General features: G+C 70.8%; 18 protein-coding genes. 3 read left to right on the forward strand and 15 right to left on the reverse strand.

What is annotated here, in order from left to right; genetic code table 11:
- Positions 1 to 20 precede the first annotated feature (20 nt).
- The 7 genes from ACFPZ3_RS41120 to ACFPZ3_RS41150 form a co-directional block, all read right to left on the reverse strand.
- Complete coding sequence (locus ACFPZ3_RS41120) at positions 21 to 1799, reverse strand: serine/threonine-protein kinase (protein WP_379519779.1); 1779 nt, start codon at positions 1797 to 1799, stop codon at positions 21 to 23.
- A gap of 16 nt (positions 1800 to 1815) precedes the next feature.
- Positions 1816 to 3780, reverse strand: coding sequence for a serine/threonine-protein kinase (locus ACFPZ3_RS41125; RefSeq protein WP_379519780.1), 1965 nt, complete (start codon positions 3778 to 3780; stop codon positions 1816 to 1818).
- Between the two features lie 132 nt (positions 3781 to 3912).
- A complete protein-coding gene (locus ACFPZ3_RS41130; protein ID WP_379519781.1) occupies positions 3913 to 4425 on the reverse strand; it encodes a YbaK/EbsC family protein in 513 nt (170 codons plus the stop codon).
- Between the two features lie 54 nt (positions 4426 to 4479).
- Positions 4480 to 6030 (reverse strand): flavin monoamine oxidase family protein, encoded by a 1551-nt coding sequence (locus ACFPZ3_RS41135; RefSeq protein WP_379519782.1) that lies wholly within the window; start codon positions 6028 to 6030, stop codon positions 4480 to 4482.
- 35 nt (positions 6031 to 6065) lie between these two features.
- Positions 6066 to 6908, reverse strand: a complete 843-nt coding sequence (locus tag ACFPZ3_RS41140; RefSeq protein ID WP_379519783.1) for a M55 family metallopeptidase — start codon at positions 6906 to 6908, stop codon at positions 6066 to 6068.
- Between the two features lie 31 nt (positions 6909 to 6939).
- A complete protein-coding gene (locus ACFPZ3_RS41145) occupies positions 6940 to 8148 on the reverse strand; it encodes a DUF6395 domain-containing protein (protein WP_379519784.1) in 1209 nt (402 codons plus the stop codon).
- A complete protein-coding gene (locus ACFPZ3_RS41150) occupies positions 8139 to 8507 on the reverse strand; it encodes a hypothetical protein (RefSeq protein WP_379519785.1) in 369 nt (122 codons plus the stop codon). Before ACFPZ3_RS41150 ends, ACFPZ3_RS41145 begins: the two co-directional genes overlap by 10 nt.
- Positions 8508 to 8652: 145 nt before the next feature.
- Here ACFPZ3_RS41150 and ACFPZ3_RS41155 point away from each other — a divergent pair, with 145 nt between their 5' ends.
- Entirely contained in the window at positions 8653 to 9492 is an 840-nt protein-coding gene (locus tag ACFPZ3_RS41155) for a hypothetical protein (RefSeq protein ID WP_379519786.1), read from the forward strand.
- 1 nt (position 9493) lies between these two features.
- Here the strand turns inward: ACFPZ3_RS41155 and ACFPZ3_RS41160 are convergent, their stop codons facing one another.
- Positions 9494 to 10267 carry an enoyl-CoA hydratase/isomerase family protein gene (locus tag ACFPZ3_RS41160; protein WP_379519787.1) on the reverse strand — a complete coding sequence of 258 codons (774 nt, stop codon included), beginning with the start codon at positions 10265 to 10267 and terminating at the stop codon, positions 9494 to 9496.
- Positions 10268 to 10290: 23 nt separating this feature from the next.
- Positions 10291 to 10947 carry an HhH-GDP family DNA glycosylase gene (locus ACFPZ3_RS41165; protein ID WP_379519788.1) on the reverse strand — a complete coding sequence of 219 codons (657 nt, stop codon included), beginning with the start codon at positions 10945 to 10947 and terminating at the stop codon, positions 10291 to 10293.
- A gap of 90 nt (positions 10948 to 11037) precedes the next feature.
- On the opposite strand from ACFPZ3_RS41165, the gene ACFPZ3_RS41170 reads away from it, so the two are divergent.
- Positions 11038 to 11322, forward strand: coding sequence for a Fe-S cluster assembly protein HesB (locus ACFPZ3_RS41170; protein ID WP_379519789.1), 285 nt, complete (start codon positions 11038 to 11040; stop codon positions 11320 to 11322).
- Here the strand turns inward: ACFPZ3_RS41170 and ACFPZ3_RS41175 are convergent.
- Positions 11319 to 12005: a rhodanese-like domain-containing protein gene (locus ACFPZ3_RS41175; protein WP_379519790.1), complete on the reverse strand. Its 687-nt coding sequence runs from the start codon at positions 12003 to 12005 to the stop codon at positions 11319 to 11321. The two genes, ACFPZ3_RS41170 and ACFPZ3_RS41175, sit on opposite strands and share 4 nt — an antisense overlap.
- 209 nt (positions 12006 to 12214) lie before the next feature.
- Here ACFPZ3_RS41175 and ACFPZ3_RS41180 point away from each other — a divergent pair, with 209 nt between their 5' ends.
- Positions 12215 to 12853, forward strand: a complete 639-nt coding sequence (locus tag ACFPZ3_RS41180; protein WP_379519791.1) for a TetR/AcrR family transcriptional regulator — start codon at positions 12215 to 12217, stop codon at positions 12851 to 12853.
- Positions 12854 to 12967: 114 nt separating this feature from the next.
- Here the strand turns inward: ACFPZ3_RS41180 and ACFPZ3_RS41185 are convergent, their stop codons facing one another.
- The 5 genes from ACFPZ3_RS41185 to ACFPZ3_RS41205 all read right to left on the reverse strand — a co-directional run bounded on the left by ACFPZ3_RS41185 (position 12968) and on the right by ACFPZ3_RS41205 (position 16418).
- Positions 12968 to 13246: a hypothetical protein gene (locus ACFPZ3_RS41185; RefSeq protein WP_379519792.1), complete on the reverse strand. Its 279-nt coding sequence runs from the start codon at positions 13244 to 13246 to the stop codon at positions 12968 to 12970.
- On the reverse strand, positions 13247 to 13897 hold the full coding sequence (locus ACFPZ3_RS41190; RefSeq protein ID WP_379519793.1) for an HNH endonuclease family protein: 651 nt from the start codon (positions 13895 to 13897) through the stop codon (positions 13247 to 13249).
- An 87-nt stretch (positions 13898 to 13984) separates the two neighbouring features.
- Positions 13985 to 14869 (reverse strand): 2-hydroxy-3-oxopropionate reductase, encoded by an 885-nt coding sequence (locus ACFPZ3_RS41195; protein ID WP_379519831.1) that lies wholly within the window; start codon positions 14867 to 14869, stop codon positions 13985 to 13987.
- Positions 14860 to 15663, reverse strand: a complete 804-nt coding sequence (locus ACFPZ3_RS41200) for a hydroxypyruvate isomerase family protein (protein WP_379519794.1) — start codon at positions 15661 to 15663, stop codon at positions 14860 to 14862. Before ACFPZ3_RS41200 ends, ACFPZ3_RS41195 begins: the two co-directional genes overlap by 10 nt.
- Before the next feature lie 32 nt (positions 15664 to 15695).
- Positions 15696 to 16418, reverse strand: coding sequence for a GntR family transcriptional regulator (locus ACFPZ3_RS41205; RefSeq protein ID WP_379519795.1), 723 nt, complete (start codon positions 16416 to 16418; stop codon positions 15696 to 15698).
- Positions 16419 to 16433 lie beyond the last annotated feature (15 nt).

The following is a 16433-nucleotide window of genomic DNA, read 5'->3' on the forward strand; positions in this document are numbered from 1 at the left end:
CGAGCGACGGCGGGGAACATTCAGGACCAGGGATTCAGGAATCCGAGCCCCAGACCGTCCAGCAGACTGCCGACCAGCCCCGTGATCAGGCCGATCGTGCTCTGCCTGGCATCGCCGGCCAGGCTGTCGATCACCCTCTCCGGCTCCTGCCACGGCGCCCACACCGTGTCCTGCCCCAGCGCGAACATCACCGCGAACAAGGCCGCGGTGCCCATCAGCACGACCGCGACCAGCGCCGCGCCTGGGCTGCGCAGCACGCCGGTGAGCGTACGGGTGACGGCCTTGCGGGGCGCGCCGCCGCCGGGCAGCACGAACAGGCCGCCGGCGAAGGCGCCCGCCCCGTAGGCGGCCGCCTGGTTGACGTCCCTCAGAGCCCAGTAGAAGGCTCCCCAGACGCACACGCCGAACAGCAGCGCCAGCGGCACGTGCACCAGCGTCACGAGCGCGGACTTGATCAGCGCCCACGGCGTGCCGACCAGGACGAGGAACGGATCGGCGGCACTGCTGCCGCGCACCTGGCGCCGCTTGACCATGTCGCCGAAGAGGTATTCGCCGATGCGCAGCACGAGTGCGAGCGCGACGGCGATCGCGCCCATCATGACCGGCATCATCACGGTCAGCGCCACCAGCGTGACGAGCGTCAGCAGCCCGACGACCTGGCTGCCGAACAGGTATCTCTTGCGCTCGGACGGCGGCGTGTACTGGGGCGGCGGAGCGTAGGGCCGCACCTGCGACGGCGCGGTCTGCGGCGGCGCCGGGTAACCGGCCACCCGCTGGTCGGGATGCGGCACCGGCGGCCTGGCCGTCATCGGCGCGGGCACGTAAGGCGGCGGCCGCTCCTCCCTCCTGGGCGGCGCGTCCCGCCGGGACGGCGCGGGAGCGGGCTTGCGGTAGTCGACCGGCGGCAGCAGGTCGGAGAAGGTGTCCATGGTCCGCGTGCTGTTGCCCAGCCGCTTGGTCCCCGTCGGCCCCTCGAACGACGCCTCGTTGAACGTCGTCACCGACGGATCCAGTGCCCTGGCCATCCGCAGCAGCTCGTGGGCGCCGGGCCGGGCCGCCGGATCGACCTGCAGCGCCCGGCTGAGCCAGGCGCGCAGCCACACGGGCGCCTTGTCGATCTGCGCCCGGCCTTCCATGATGTTGAAGCAGACCGCCTCGAACGTCCCCGTGCCGAACGGCGGCGCCCCGGTCGCGGCGAAGAACACCGTCGAGGCCAGCGCGTGCACGTCGGCGGCCTGGGTGATCTCCGAGTCGCGGATGATCTCGGGCGCCAGGTAGCCAGGCGTGCCGACGAACATGCCGGTCTGCGTCAGCCTGGTGGCGTTCACCAGGTGGGCGATGCCGAAGTCGATGACCAGCGGCTCGCCGCCGACCAGCATGACGTTGGACGGCTTGAAGTCGCGGTGGATCACCTCGGCCGCGTGGATGGCCACCAGCGCCTGACAGAGGCCCTGGGTGAGCCTGATGATCTGACGCGCCTCCAGCGCGCCCTCGGTCAGGACGGTGTCCTCCAGCGTGCGGCCCGGCGCGAAGCGCGTCACCACGTAGGGCTGCCCGCCCACGAGTTCGGCGTCGATCACCTCGGCGACGAACGGGCTGCGCACCCTGCGCATGGTCTCGACCTCGCGGGTGAGCCGGTCGCGCGCTTTGAGGTCGGCCGCCACGTGCGGGTGCAGAACCTTGATCGCGACTTCACGGCCCTCCCCGTCGAGACCGAGGTGGACGACCCCCATGCCACCTTCGCCGATCTTCCTGACCAGGCGGTACGGGCCCAGACGTTCCGGTGCTTGGGTGCTCATCGCCACCTTCCCCGCGTCATCCCCCGGAATTCCCCCCTAGATTTTCGAGCTGTCCGACCACTGGGTCGACGTTCAGCGGATTCCATACGGCCTCTCTCTCCCCGAACGTGCCGTAAGCGAGGCTCAGCGAGAGCGCGGCTGCCACCGCCAGAACTCCCGCCGTCACCATCGCCGCTGTTCTCGAGGGTACGAGCGATGAGAGCGTTCTGCGCATCTGTTTGCCTGGACCCTCCACTCCGGGGCCTGCGCAGACGGTCCACAGAGCTATCGCGGCGCCCCAGGCGAGGGCGTTCGAGGCATTCATACCCGCCACGACGGTGAGCAACAACGTGACCGGCAGCCCGAGGATGAGCGCGTAGAGCGCCAGCGCCAGCGTGATGCCCGCCGACTTGGCCAGCTCGGCCGGGTAGGCGAGCACCCTGAACACGTCGAGCGCCGCCGCCCCGGCCGCCCTGCGGGCCGTGAGCTGGGGCTGGGCCAGGTCGGCCGCGCGCAGCAGGATCGCGAAGGGGATCGCCACGATCGACACGACCATCGGCGCCAGCACGGCCGCCACGATCATCAGGATCAGCAACATCGCGCTGGCCACACCGTACGACCTGGACCGCTGCAGTGCCTTGCCCTGCGGCATGCCCGGGTTGTAGGGATCCCGCTTGGTCGACAGATCCGGCTGCGGATATTGCGGCTGGGCCGGGATGTAGGGCGGCGGCTGCACCGGGATCGGGTTGGGGCGCCCGTAGTCGTGCGGGGACTGCGGCGGCTGGTTGAGCCTGCGGAACTCCGCCGAGTCGGGCCGCACCCGTCGCGTGGGCACGTCGGTCTCGCCCTGCGGCGGTGCCTGTGCCGGTGACTGGGACTGTGACTGTGACTGGGACTGTGACGACGGCGCGGGGCCGTTGCCCTGCGGCGGGTAGATGCCCGCCTCGCGCTGGATCTGCCGCAGCTCCTCCGGCGAGACCCTGCGGGTCGGGTAGGGGTCGGGCTGGTTGGGCAGGAGCGAGACGTACTGCTGGTCCTGCGACGGCGCGGCGGGCTGCTGGTCCTGGCCGTCGAGCAGCCGCCTGGGCGTCACCGGCGGCGTCGAGACGTCATAGGACGGCTTGTCCGTCACCCTCTGCGGGAACGGCGGAGCCGGCGGCAGGTCGGGACGCGGCGCCGTCGAGATCTCGTCGGGCGAGCTGGCGGGCGCCTGCTTGGGCAACATCCTGGCCGTCTGCTCGGCCAGGTCGGCGGCCTTGGGGCGCTTGGCCGGGTTGCGCTGGAAGGCCGCCTTGAGCAGCGGGTGCAACTCGGAGGGGACGGCGCTGATGTCGGCCTTGCCCGCGGTGATGTTGTAGAAGATCATCTCCAGCGTGCCCTTGCCGAAGGGCGGCTGGCCCGTTCCCGCGAACAGCAGCGTGCCCGCCCACGCGTGGATGTCGACCTCGGGCCCCGCCTCCTGGCCCTCGATGATCTCGGGCGCGAGGTAGCCTGGCGTGCCGATGAACATGCCTGTCTGCGTCAGCCGCGTCGCGTCGACCGCCTGCGCGATGCCGAAGTCGATCAGCACCGGCTCGCCGTCGAGGATCAGCACGTTGCCGGGCTTGAGGTCGCGGTGGATCACGCCCACCGAGTGCACGACGGCCAGCGCGGAGGCGACACCGTGCGCCACCTTGATCAGAGCGCTCAGGTCGAGGGGCCCGTCGTCCTTGACGATCTCGTCAAGGGGGCGGCCCGCGACGTAACGGGTGACGATGTAAGGACGATGACCGGTCACGTCGGCGTCGAGCACCTCGGCGATGTATTTGCTGCGCACCCTGCGCATGGTCTCGACCTCGCGCGAAAGCCGTCGCCTGGCGACCTCGTCACCGGCGACCTCTCCGCGCAGGACCTTGACCGCCACCTGTCGCCCCTGAGGGTCGACAGCGAGGTGGACAACGCCCATCCCGCCTTCACCGAGCCGCCTGAGCAGCCGGTAAGGGCCTAGTCGGTCATCGTTCATGGCATGAAGCACCATACCGGCTTAATCCCCGCCCACGAGATGAACCATGAGGCCACATTCCCACTCGTACAACGTCCAGAACGGCCTCATCGGTTTCCCATCCAACGGTCTCGAATCGGCTTCAGTTTTCCCTCAGCCGGCCAGCGAGAGCACCTCTGCCCTCTTCAGCCCGGCCAGCGTGGCGCCGGACACGGCGAGCTTCGACCTGCGCACACCGCTTCCGATCACCACCCTCTGGTGCTCGGCCACGTGCGTGTCGACCAGGATCGGCCACTCCTCGGGAAGCCCGAGGGGCGTGATGCCGCCGTATTCCATACCGGTCAGCTCAACCGCGCCGGCCATCGGCGCGAAGCTGGCCTTGCGAGCGTCGAGGTGCCTGCGTACGACGCCGTTCACGTCCACTCGCATCGTCGCGAGCACCATGCACGCCGCGTAGCGCGTCTCACCGCCCCGCTTGGCCGCCACGACGACGCAGTTGGCGGACTCGTCGAGAGTCACGCCGTACCGCTCACAGAACTCCGCCGTGTCGGCCAGATCCGGGTCGATCTCGGCCACCTCGACGCCTTCCATATTCGGTACGGCTCGCGCCACCGGATCACCCAGGAGGTCGATCCGTTCGGTCGCGGGCACCCAGTGCAACGTCATTCCATCTCCTCGATCGCTTCTCCCAAAAGCCTATTCGGGGAGCAGCGGGCGACGTCACGGAGACTGCAACACTCGCTGGTGCAACTGTGTGACGGCGCCGCGGGCGGACTCCATGGCCCCCGCCTGCCAGGCGATCAGATGGGTGAGCCAGTCGCCCGCGAAGTACACCCTTCCCGCAGGGCGTTGCAGAAGAGTGAAGGACGAATCAAAGGATGGCCAGCGTACCCAGCCGCCCTGGATGTGCTCCTGGCGGTGCCAGGCGATGGAGGCGCTGGCCAGGACGTTCTGGCGGTACTTCTCGCCGTGGATCTTCTTGCCCTGGGTGAGCGCCCTGTTACGCCTGTCCTCCGGGGAGAGGGAGCCGTACAGCTCGGCCTCGTGCTCGGTGTTGTAGTAGCCGACGAGGAGGCCGCGTTCTGAGTGGTAGCCGTGGGAGGGGTACCAGATGTGGGTGATGTCCAGGTCGGTCTCGGTGACGCCGCCGTAGACGCGGTCTTCGAGCTCCCACCAGCGGCGGCCGTACTCTAAGCCGATCTTGCCCGCGGCGACCGGGGCCGGGGTGGCGAGGGCGGTGGTGATCTGGGCGCCGAGGTTGTGCGGGATCTTGGCGAGGATGTGGGGCGGGAGGGCGGCGATGCAGTAGTCGGCCTTGACGACGCCGCCGGTGTGGGCGATCTCGACGCCGTCGGCCAAGGTGGTGATCTTGGTGACCTTGGCGCCGGTCTTGATGCGGTCCTCGCCGACGGCCTCCTTGAGCTTGACGACGATGGCGTCCATGCCGCCGACCGGCTGGAACATGGGGGTGGCCTGCTCGTAGCCGAAGTCGCCGATGATGGAGCGGCCGGTGCCGGCGGCGAGGATCTGGTGGAGGGTGCCGGGGGCCTCGACGGGGGTGCCGCCGCCGATCGCCGGAAATTTCGTGAAACCGCGGCGGTCGGAGCCCTCGTACTCGAGCTTCGGGCCGAGGTCGCCGAACCTTCTGAGGAAGTCCAGCAGGGTCTCCTGGTCGGCCTTGGTGATGGTCCGGTCCAGGGCGCCGAGGTTCGTGGCTTTGGCCAGGAGCTCGGCGACATAGCCGTACATGTCGGCTCGGGCCGTGCGGGCCCTGACCGTCTGGCCGTTGGTGTGGACGTACGCGGCGGCGTTGTTGTTGATGAACGTCTCGATGGGGATGCCGAGTTCGCGGCAGTAGTCGAGGGTGACCATCCAGGGGGCGATCCGGCCTGGACCCGCGTTGAAGTAGACGCCCTCGCCGAACTTGACGTCCTGGGCGGGGCCGTTCAGCTCGGTCAGGCGGTCGCCGCCGCGCAGGGTGAGGTTACGGCCGCCCGCCCTGGAACCGGCCTCCAGGAGCGTGCAGTCGTAGCCGGCCTTGCCCAGCTCGTACGCGGCGATCAGCCCGGCCACGCCCGCGCCCAGGATCACGACCTTGGCCGCGCCCTTGCCGCGCAGGCTGAAGTCGCCCTGGCGGGGGGCCGCGAACTCCTTGTCCTGCTCGGAGGGGGCCAGGCCGAGCGCGCCCATGGCCGCGTACATGGCCCCGGCCCCGCCGACCGCCCCGATCCCGACGAGCAGCCCCCGCCGGGTCAGCTTGGCGCCTTCCACCTCAGCCGCTCCCTACTCCGCCGGACGCCATGACCTCAGCCATAAGGGCCGCTGCCGCAGGCGACCTGGCCGCCGATGGTGGCGAAGAGGCCGAACAGGGCCATGATCTGGGTGAAGTCGTCGGTGGTGAACTCCGTGTGCCGCGTCCCCGCCGTCTTCACGCCGGGGATCAGCGCCACGGCGGCGGCGATCGCGGTGGAGTTCCACTCCACCCCCAGCGTGTACGGCGCCGCCACCACGTACGGTGTGAAGTCGCTCAACCGGCCCAGAGCCCGCGAGGTGGCCTCACGAATCCGGGACTGGGCGACGATCGGCGGCAGCAGCTCGGCCGAGAACTTGTCGATGCCCTTCTTGACCGCCACGGTCTCCACGTCGCCGAGCAACTCGCGGGCCTCCTCCCCCACGGCCTCGTCCCCGGTGACCAGCACCACCGGCACCCCGTGGAACCCGGCGCAGGCCGCGACCAGCCGCGTCTCGCCGCACGGTTCGCCGTTGAGGTAGACGTTCTGGATCTCCTTGCCCATCCACGTGTGGTTGAGCACGCCGTGCGGCACCCCGGCGCGGGCGTGGTAGCCCACGAAGCAGGCCGCCTGGAACGACCCGTCCAGCCCCTGGGCCATCCGCTGCGCCTTACCGGGGCCCCTGATCAGGCTCGACCGGGGGTCCAGCAGGTCGATCCTGAGGTTCTTGGTGGAGCCGTGCGCGTCGTTGACCAGCACACCGCTCGCCCCGCCCGCGTACGCGCCCTCGATGGCGGCGTTGGCGTCGGCGGTCATCAGCTCGCAGCCCCGCTCGTACCCGCGCTTGCCGGCGTGCATCTCCTCGGGGTCCGTCAGCCCCGTCACGCCCTCCATATCCACCGACAGATAGACCTTCACCACGCCACTCCATTCCTCGCCAGGCGGCCGGTCAGTCGCCCCACGACTCCACCCGGCGCACCTCGTCCTCGCTCATCAGCCCCGCGTTCGCATCCACGAACGCCGCCGCCTCCGCGCGCCACTCCGGGGGAATCTCGTCGAGCGCGGGCGGGTAGCAGTGCTCCAGCCAGTTCGTCGACTCCTCGCTGACGTCGAAGTAGTCGAGCACCGGGCCGAACAGGGTGTTCTCGATGCCGGGAACGCGCGCCAGGCCGTACTGGATCATCTCCTGGCCCCCGTACGGCGGCTTCTTGAGGTATTTGCGGGCCTGCGGGCGGTCGGCGGTGATCGGGGTGTCGAGCGGGCGGCGCTCGACGGCCGCCTGGATGAGCTCCTTGTACAGGCACTTGCCGCAGGTGCGGCAGGGGCCGTCGGTGCCGCGCAGGCACCAGCGGACCTGGGCCTTCATGGGCGAGTTCAGGGCCAGGCGCATGGTGACGGCCTCGCTCACGCCGCCGACGGGCAGCACGATGTGCAGGCCGGCGGCGGCGAACAGGCGGCCCCACCTGCCGTGCGGGGACCACATGGGGTTGTCGGGGGTGAAGCGCCACAGGTAGCGGCCGCCGCCCAGCCAGCGCGAGCCGAGCTCGTAGCCGAAGCCCAGGCCGCCCAGGTCGAGCTGGTCGGCGAGGAGCAGGGCGCCGGCGGCCACCGCGTGGTGCTCGGGGTAGCCGGGGCGGGGCTCGGCGAGGGTGTACTCCAGGTCCGAGGTGACCGTGCTCAGCTCGCGGCCCGTCTTGGCGGCCAGCTTGGCGAGCACGTCGGAGCGGTAGTGGGGCCAGCGGTTGGGCACGCGGCTGTGGGCGACGCGGCGGAAGTGCACGAACGGGGCGTCGGGGTACATCGTGGCCGCCGCCACCGAGTCCGCGCCGCCGCTGTACGAGATCGCGAGCCGGGCTCCCGCGCGGCGGGGTTCGGCCCCCACCGGGCCCGCCTCGACGCCCCAGCCCTCGTGCAGCACCTGGGCCAGCTCCGCCGAGACGGCGCGGTCGAACAGGATCCGCCTGCGCGTCCACGGGGCCACGATCGTCCAGGCGGCCACGGCGAACAGGTCGGGGTGGGCGTCGTCGGGGACCCCGCCGACGGAGCAGGAGTTGATGGCCAGCTTGATCGGGTATTCGTCGGAGGCCTTGCCGGTGATCTCGTCTTCCGGATCGAGGCGGAAGCTCAGGTTGCCACCGCCGCTCCACGTCACGCGCACGGTCGTTCCTCCGCCTGCCCGCGCCGGTCGCCGGCGTCGCGCAGCCCGTCGATCGCCTGCCAGACCAGGATCTCGTTCTGCAGCACGCCGTCCAGGGCCTTCGCGGTCTCCTGGGCGAGCCGCTGGGTGTCGTCGACCTTCGTCCTGAGCCGGTCGTCGGTCTTCGGCGGGGCGGCCGGACGGGCGTTCCTGAGCCGCTCCACCTCGCTCTGGAGGGTGGCCATCTCGCGCCTGAGGGTCTGGACTTCCCAGAGCGCGTCCCTGATGTCCTGGCGGTGATCGCTGATCGAGATGTAGCGGGAGTCGAACCACGTACGCACGGCGGTGCGGAGCCGGGCGGGGACCAGGACGCGCATCATGAAACGCCACCATAGTGGCAAACCAACATCGGTAAGGACGACCCTGACCGAATGTATTGACTTCTCGTCGTACCCCGTCGGCTCCGGGCATGGATCTTGTTAAAGGCCGGGCACAGTGAGTGCATGGATGCTAACGTTCCGCGACATGCCCTCCTCCGTGCATGATGCGTTGAACGCCCTGTTTCGGAACCGGCCCACCCTCGCCGTCGAGCTGCTGGGCGAGGTCTTCGACATCGATCTGCCGCCGCACAGCCTGATCGAGGTCATCCCCGATGACGGCGGCGTGCCGCTCCCCGGCCAGGACCCGTTCTTCGTGGCGGAGCCGGCGCACGGCGTCATCGTGGAGTTGCAACGGTCCGTGTCGGAGGAGGACCGGCAGGGCTGGGCGCGGCGCAGCGCCGCGCTCTGGCTACGGCTGAACCGCCCGGTGCTGGTGCTCGTGCTCGTGCCCGACCCGCGGGTCTCCGACTGGGCCTCGCAACCCGTGGTCACAAGTCTGCCGGGGTACGTGCTGCACCCGCTCGTCGTCGGGCCCGAGCAGATCGCGCCCATCGAGGACGTCTCGGAGGCCGCCGACCGCCTGGAGTTGTCGGTGGTGTCCGTGCTGGCCCACGGGAGCGACGAGAAGGTCGTGGAGACGTTCCTGGGGGCGCTGTCGAAGGTGGAGGAGTGCCACGGCGCCCGCTACTACGAATACGCCTATCGCCTGGCGTCCGCCGACGTCCGGCGCGTCCTGGAGGAGATCATGTCGTCCGCCGCATGGCCGGTTCACAGCCCGTTCGCCCGCGAGCACTTCAGCAGGGGACGCGCCGCCGGGTTGTCGGAAGGCAAGGCGCGGGCCGTGCTGACCGTGTTGCGGGCGCGCGGCGTGGGCATCACGGACGACGCGCTCACGGCCATCACCTCGTGCGCCGACCAGGAGCAGCTCGACGACTGGGCACACCGGGCGGCGACCGCCCTGACCGTCGATGAGCTGTTCGCCTGACCTACCGACCCGTGAACTTGGGCTTGGACTTCTCCGTGAACGCCCGCATGCCGATCCTGGCGTCGTCTGTCGCGAACATGCCCGAGAACTGCAGGCGCTCGATCTCCAGGCCGGTGTCGAGGTCGGTCTCCAGGCCCTGGTCGATCGCCTGCTTGGCGGCGCGCAGGGCGACGCTCGCCCCGCCCACGAAGGTGGCGGCCCATTCGAGTGCGGCGGTGTAGACCTGCTCGTCGGGCACCACCCGGTCCACCAGGCCCATCGCGAGGGCCTCGGCGGCCGCGACGTGGCGGCCGGTGAAGACGAGGTCCTTGGCGCGGGCCGGGCCGATCAGGCGGGGCAGGCGCTGGGTGCCGCCCGCGCCGGGGATGAGGCCGAGCAGGATCTCCGGCTGCCCCAGCTTGGCCGACTCCCCCGCGACCCGGAAGTCGGCGCAGAGGGCGAGCTCGCAACCGCCGCCCAGGGCGTAGCCGGTGACGGCGGCGATGACGGGCTTGCCGATCCTGGCGACCGCGGTGAAGCAGCCTTGGAGCGCGCCGGAGTGGGCGGCCATGGCGGCGTACGGCATGTCGGCCATTTCCTTGATGTCCACGCCGGCGGCGAACACCCGTTCCCCGCCGTACAGGATCACGGCCTGCACCTGCGGATCTCCGTCCACGAGCCCGGCGGCCTCGGCGATCTCCTGTTGGACCTGGCCGTTGAGGGCGTTCATCTTCGGACGGTCAAGACGGATCGTGGCGATCTGGTCGGCCACCTCGACGCTCACAAACTCACCCATGTGCCGAACCTATCCCGTCATGGTCATCGGGCCGCGGCCGACTTGACGTCGTTCACGGACTTCTTGTCGTGCGAGACCCGTACGAGTGCCGCCGACAACCGCGCGAGCTCGTCGCCTCCGTGGGCCAGCTTCGCCAGCGAGCGGGCCTGGCGGGGCAGCCCGAGCTTGCCCGCGCCGTCCAGGACCTGCTTGTCCAGGTGCGGCGCGACCTGCGGCCAGACGGCCTGGACCTCGCGCAGGAAGATGTCGGCCCCCATCGGCCCGATGCCGGGGAACTCCATCAGCAGCGAGGCGATCCTCCTGTCGTCGCCCCCGGCCTCGTCGCGCAGGCGGCGCAGGTCGCCCTTCCAGCGCTCGACGATCAGGCCGGCCCCGTCGCCGAGCATCGTGGCGGTGCGCTCGTCGTAGCGCCGGTAGTGGCCGCGGCCCAGCGCGTCCACCCGGTCCTGCCAGCTCGACTCCCGCATGGCCTTGGGTGTGCCGTATCCGGCGGCGTACAACTCCCTGGCGGCCGCGACCGCGACCTGCCCCGAGATGCGCGCGCTGAGCAGGGTGGCCAGGACGAGCAGTTGGTAGAGCGGTTTCGGCTGGTCGGAAAGCTTGATGCCGGCCTCGCGGGCGTATGTGCGGCCGTAGCGGTCGAGCAGCGCGTCCAGGACGGCTCCATCGGTCTTACCCATGCCGCCCCGCTACCCGCAACCGGTCGGCGCATGTGTTTGCCTCCCAGGTCAGAGGGGAGTCGGAGGGCTCACGACGTAAAGGAGCAAGCCGTGCTGACATTGACCGACAACGCCGTCGTCGCCATCCGCGACCTCATGGTGGGCGAGGACGTGCCCGAGGACGCGGGCCTGCGCATCGCCCCGAAGGCCGACGAGGCCGGGACTCTGGAGGTCTCCCTGGCGAGCACGCCGCAGCAGGGTGACCAGGTGGTCGAGAAGGAGGATGTACGCGTGTTCGTCGCCGAGGACGCGGTGCAGATCCTCGATGACAAGGCGCTGGACGCCCAGCCGGGCTCCCCCGGGCAGCCCTCGTTCCGCCTCGACCGCAGGTCCTAACCCTGGTCGGAGTCGCTCTCTGGCGGACGTGCGTCGCCGAGGCCGAACAGGCCCACCAGCGTCCCGTCCGCCTGAGTGACCACCACGTGGTCCACCTTCGCCCGGTCCATGCGCTGGATCAGGGGTTCGAGCTCCTCACTCGGGCGTACGGTGGTGGCGCCGAGCCGCATGGCGCTCTCGGCCGTGGCGTCGAGGTCGGCGCCCCTGAGCTCGCGCGAGCCGATCGTGCCCTGGACGACGTCGTCCTCGTCCACGACGACGGCGATCCCTGCGGGGTCGGCGATGATGCGCTCGGTGAGCGCGCCCAGCGGGTCGTCCAGCAGGGCGGTCACCGGGTCGCGGCGCACGCTCTGGGAGACCAGGGCGGCGTGCCCGTCGTAGGGCAGGTCGGCCGACAGCCAGTCCATCTTGCCCAGCCCGTAGTCGTAGACCTCGCCGAAGCCCAGCCGGTCGAGGCGGTGGGCGGCGCGCGGGCTCAGGTCGCACAGCGCGTCGTGGCAGTAGACGATGACAGGGCGCCCCGGATCCAGCTCCGACGCGCGGTCGATGGCGCCGAGTGGCACGTTGACGGCCCGTGGCAGGTGCGCCCAGGAGTATTCGCGCTCCGGCAGCACCTCGACGAGCTGCGCCTCCTTGGTGGCGAGCAGGTCCTGGACGGCTTCGCGCTCGATGATATGCGTCATGACCTGCACGTACCCCGAGAGTGGCCGGCTAGTTGAGGCCCGGCTCTCACTCCCGCCTGATCTCCGTGATGTGCGCCGTCGCAGTCGCCACGGCCACGGGCTCACCGTCGGGGCCGAGCAGTTCGCCGAGCCGAACTGAGGAAACCCTCTCCCGTGGCTCACGTTAGGCTGCTGGGAGAAGTGAAGTCGAGCGAGAGGCGGCAGACCCTATGGGCGCGCCGGGCCACCTGCAAGCGGACGCCAAGTGGAATCGGAAGCTGATCATCGACACGGCCCGGGGGGTGTTCGCCGAGCAGGGCCCCGGCGCCTCTCTGGACGAAGTGGCGCGGCTGACCGGATCGGACGCCCTCCAGCGGCATTTCCCCGACCGCGACAGCCTGGTCCACGCCGTGTTCTCCGACGGCCTGGACCGCATGGTCGCGCTGGCCGAGGAGGCACGCGAGGAGGAGACCTGGGCCTGGGACTCCTTGAGCAGGTTCGTGGACCGCTGCGCGGGGCAGCGGCTGGACCTGCTCGTGTCGGTCGCGGGGTCGCGGGCGCACGGGGTGCCCGCCGCACCCGAGATCGAGGCGGGCCGTGCCCGCCTGCTGAAGGCCCTCGACCAGATCGTCGGCGCCGCCCACGACGAGGGGGCGCTGCGCCCCGACGTCGGGGCCGGGGATGTCATGGGGGTGGTCGGGCTGCTCGTCCGCGGTCTGCCCACGCTGCCCGCCGACCTGGGCGAGGAGCTGCGAGGCCGGACTGTACGTCTGGTGCTGGCGGGCATGCGTGCCCATCCGGCGCCGGTCCCGCCCGGCGAGGCGATGACCGCGGAGGAGCTGATCCGGCGCTCGTCCGACCACGGCTGAGGTGTGAAGGCCCCGGCGACGCCGTTCGGGTGTCGCCGGGGCCGGGCCGGGTGGGTCAGGTGGCCAGGCTCAGGTGGCCAGGCTCAGGTGGCCAGGCTCAGGTGGCCGGGTGGGTCAGGTGGCCGGGTGGAAGGCCGTCAGGCCGTCCGGCATGCCCTGCCGTACCGCCTGGACGATCTCCTGGTGGAGGTGTGGCCCGGGGTCGACGGGGCCCAGGGGGCTGCCCTCGATCTCGTACCACTCGTCGGCGTCCAGGTACTGGATGTGTACCGTGGCCTGGCCGCCCGTCACCTCCGTGCGCACGGTCACCTCGCCGGTGATGACGCCGACCTCATCGGTCATCACCCCGCCGGGGCCGGCGACGACGCTGCTCTCGTAGGTCCGCGCGGACACTCACGCTCCGTTCGGGCCGCAGGTTCCCACCATCTCCACGAGCGCGTCCTGCTCGGCGGCGGTGATGGTGAGGTTGTAGCGGGACTTGATGTCGATCCAGGCCCGGCTGTAGGTGCACCAGTAGCTGCGCAGCGGGGGCCGCCACTGGTCGGGGGACTGGTCGCCCTTGGACCGGTTCGAGGAGGCCGAGACGGCGATGAGCTGCGGCCCGTCGAGGTCGTTGGCGAACCGCCTGCGCTCGGCGTCGCTCCAGGTGTTCGCGCCGGAGCGCCAGGCCTGGGCCAGCGGCACCATGTGGTCGATGTCGAGGGCGGAGGAGCTGGTGAACTCCCTGCCGTCGTACTCGCTGTACCAGATGCCCGCGATGGAGCGGCAGGCCTCGTCCTGCTTGACGTCCACGCCGTCGCGGGCGAGCACGACCTCGCGGGTGTCGCAGGCGTTGCCCTGATAGGACCAGTGCGGGAAGCGGGCGCGGCTGTAGCCGGCCATCGAGCCGGGCTGGGCGACGGAGAGCTGCTGCAGCTCGGCGTACGCGACGGCCGCGGACGAGGGAGGAGGGAGCTCGGTGGGAGTGGCGGCGCCCGCGCCGGTCGCCGGAACCAGGGCCAGGACGGTCATGGTTGCGACGGCCGCTGCGAAGCGGCGGGACATGATGGAGAACATGGCCCACAACTAAGCAGCGGCAATTACGCTGAGTTAGTCGCCTTGTCACTTAGAGTGACAGATCTGGAACTCCCTTTACGGCGTGCCCGAGAGACGTTCGACGCCGCGCAGCAGCGCGGAATGGTCGAGCGAGCCGTCGCCGGTGGCGTTCGCCGAGGCCACGAGCTGGGCCACCAGCGCCCCGAGCGGCAGCACCACGCCGGCCTCGCGGGCGGCCGAGGTGACGATGCCCATGTCCTTGTGGTGCAGGGCGATGCGGAAGCCGGGCTCGAAGGAGTGCCCGACCATGTTGGCGCCCTTCTGCGTCAGCACGGCGGAGCCGGCCAGCCCTCCGCCGAGCACCTCCAGCGCCGCCTCCAGGTCCACCCCGTAGGCCCGCAGGAACACCACCGCCTCCGCCAGCGCCTCAATGTTGGCCGCCACGATGAGCTGGTTGGCGGCCTTGACCGTCTGCCCGGAGCCGCTCGGCCCGACGTGCACGACGGTCTTGCCGACCGCGTCGAAGATCGGCCCGGCGGCCTCGAAGTCGGCGGCGTCCCCGCCCACCATGATCGACAGGGCCGCGTTCCTGGCGCCCGCCTCGCCGCCCGAGACGGGGGCGTCGAGGTAGCGCAGGCCCCGGCGGCCCGCCTCCTCGGCCAGCTCGCGCGTGACGTCGGGGCGGATCGAGGAGAAGTCGATGATCAGCGTGCCGGGTGCGGCGTGCGCGAACACGCCGTCCTCGCCGGTCAGCACGTCCTGGACGTCGGCCGAGTCGGGCACCATGAGCGCGACCACCTCGGCCCCGGTCACGGCGGCGGCGATCGACTCCGCCGCCCGCCCCCCTGCCGCGGCCAGCGGCTTCGCCTTCTCTGGCGTGCGGTTGTAGCCGGTCACGGCATGCCCGGCCTTGACCAGGTGGACGGCCATGGGGCCGCCCATGATGCCGAGGCCGATGAAGGCGATGGCGCTCACGTCGATGATCCTTCCGTGTCTGCGGCCCGCTCGTCCCGGGGCAACCAGGCGAACGCGTCCGGCTCCTCCGAGCGGTATTCAAGGCCGATATATCCGTCATATCCGGCACCGTGCACGTCGGAGATCCACTGCCGCAGCGGCAACGCGCCGGAGCCGGGCGCGCCCCTGCCGGGCGAGTCGGCGATCTGCACGTGGGCGACGCGCGCGGCGTGCCGCCCGATGGCGGCCGGCACGTCGTCACCGTTGACGGCCAGGTGGTAGAAGTCGGCCAGCAGGCCCACGTTCGGCGCGTCGAGCCGGTCGAGCACGCCCACGGCGTCGTCGGCCGTCAGCAGCGGATAGCGCGGCGCCCCGCTGACCGGCTCCAGCAACACGGTGCCCGTCACTCCCCGCGCGCAGGCGGTCAGCAGCTCCAGGGCCAGGTCGTCCTGCTCCTTGGGGTCGGTCCCCTCGACGCGGTTGCCGTACAGGGCGTTGAAGGCGCGGCACCCGAGCCGCTCCCCGATGGCCGCCACCATGGGGATGTTGTCGAGCAGCTCACGCGAGCGATCAGGCCAGGACACCAGGCCACGGTCACCGCCCGGCATGTCGCCGGCGAAGAAGTTGAGCCCGGTCAGGCGTACGCCGGCGGCCTCGACCGCGCGGACGAACGCCTCCACCTCACGGTCACCGGGCACCGCGACCGGCCACGGCCACCAGAACTCGACCGCCGTGAACCCGTCGGCCGCGGCGGCGGCCGGGCGTTCCAGGAGCGGCAGGCCGGTGTAGAGGATGGAGCAGTTGACGGTCCACTTCGTCATGAGTCCTCCTCCGTCGGCCTCGACAAGCTCGGTCATGTGCGGGCCTCTTCTGATTCCGATTGCGATTGCGGTTCTGATCGTTCGCGGCGGAGCTGGCCGAGCAGCCGGCCCTGGGCCTGGTCGAGATGGTGGGCCAGGCACTGCTGCGCCCGCTCGGGGTCGCCGTCGCCGATGGCCTCGAGGATCTCGTCGTGCTCGTTGGAGACGTTCATCGGGTGGGTGGTGCGGTGGGCCTGGAACTGGCCCATGGTGAGGTGCACCTCGCCCAGGATGACCTCGTGCATCCGCGACAGGCGGCGGCTCCCGACGGCGGCCACCAGCGCGGAGTGGAAGGCGATGTCGGCCTCGACCTGGTTGGCGAAGGCCCCGTGAATGGCCGGGGCGCCGGCCGCCGCCTTCATCGCCGCCTGCGCGCGCACGGCCTCGGGGGGCAACGTGGCCGTGCCGGCGAGCGCCGCGACCGCCGCGCGCTCGACGGTCGCGCGGCTGAAGAACAGGTCGCGGATCTCGTCCTCGTCCAGCTTGGGGACGATGGCGGTCTTGTGCGTGGTGCGGCGCAGCAGCCCCAGCGCGGTCAGCCGCTCCAGGCAGGCCTTGGCAGTGGGGCGCGCGACGCTGTATTCGTTGGCGATGCGGATCTCGGTGAGCTTCTCCCCCGGAGCGATCTCGCCGTTGACGATGCGCTTGCGGACCGAGGCGTAGAGCGCTTCCGTGAGGGATGACGGTCCGAGAGGAAAGCTGGTCTTACCGTCCATGGAACTCCCTCTCAG

Source organism: Nonomuraea insulae, assembly GCF_042656245.1.